Raw genomic sequence first — 1,174 nt, 5'->3', positions numbered from 1 at the left:
GGCAGCAGCCCGCCGCGCCCGGCCACGGCGGCCAGGGGCATGTCGGTCATGCCGTGCTGGGCCAGCAGCGCGTCCACGGCGGCACGGCGGTAGGCGTACTGGGCGATGACCGTGGGAAAGGCCGCAAGCTCGTCGCGCGGGTGTTCCACGGTCTCGGAAAACACCTCGGTCTCGCCCTCGTACAAGGCCACCTTGGTGGAGGTGGAGCCGGGATTGATGGCCAGAATGCGTTCCTTCCCGGAGCCGGACGAATCCGCGGGACGGGCCGTGCTGGCGGCTGGCTTGCCGTCGGTGGGAAAAGGCTGGGAACTCAGATGGGTATCCTCTCGAAGGGCGGTGTCGTGCAAGGACGGCAGCGCGGCAAGCTGGCCGCCGGAAAAGAATGGAACGGACGGACGGGGCGGGCTCTAGCTTCTTGCGGACAGGGCCAGGTAGCCCGCCAACGCAATGGAGCAGAACTTGGAACGTTCGCTGTCCCCGCGCGAGGTGACCACCAGCGGCGCGGAACTGCCCGCCATGGTGCTGGCCATGTCCGCGCGGGCCAGGATGGTCAGCGACTTGTACAGGATGTTGCCGCTTTCGATGTCCGGCGCCACGAGGATGTCGGCGCACCCCGCCACGGGGTGGTCCACGCCCTTGCGGGCCGCCGCGTCGGGCGAAAGGGCAATGTCGAGGGCCATGGGCCCGGCCACGTCCGCCTCGCCGAATTCGCCCTGATCGGCCATGCGGGCCACGATCTGGGCATCCAGGGTGGCGGGCATGGCGGGCAGGATGACCTTTTCGGTGGCGGCCAGCATGGCCACGCGGGGCCGGGCAATGCCCAGCGCGCGGGCCACGGCCACGGCGTTGTGCACGATTTCCAGCTTGCGCTGCAAATTGGGGCGGATGTTCACGGCGGCGTCCGTCATCATGGCCAGACGCGTGGCGCCGTCCGACACGGGCAGTTCGAACACGGCCACATGGCTCAACACGCCCTTGGGGGGCAGGCCGGTGGCGCGGTTGAGCACCCGGCGCAGCAACACGTCGGTATTCACAAGGCCCTTCATGAGCACATCGGCCGCGCCGCGCCGCACCATGTCCACGGCGCACTGCACGGCCTCGCGCGGGTCGGGGGCGTGCACGGCGGCAATGCCCGAAATGTCGCGCCCCAGCTCCGCCGCGATGCGCGCGGTCT

1 protein-coding gene and 1 pseudogene are annotated in these 1,174 nt (G+C 69.8%); both read right to left on the bottom strand.

Going from position 1 to position 1,174, the window contains the following annotated elements:
* A pseudogene (locus FVW27_RS16455) lies at nucleotides 1-347 on the bottom strand (butyrate kinase); the annotation flags it as partial.
* 60 nt (nucleotides 348-407) lie between these two features.
* Nucleotides 408-1,174, bottom strand: a 767-nt coding sequence (locus tag FVW27_RS16450; RefSeq protein ID WP_208294852.1) for a phosphate acyltransferase, incomplete at its 5' end; no start/stop codon positions are given.

This window comes from Nitratidesulfovibrio liaohensis (assembly GCF_011682075.1).
GTDB lineage: Bacteria > Desulfobacterota > Desulfovibrionia > Desulfovibrionales > Desulfovibrionaceae > Cupidesulfovibrio > Cupidesulfovibrio liaohensis.
Note: the sequence above shows the minus strand (reverse complement) of the source record. Positions and strands in the feature narration are given on the sequence as shown.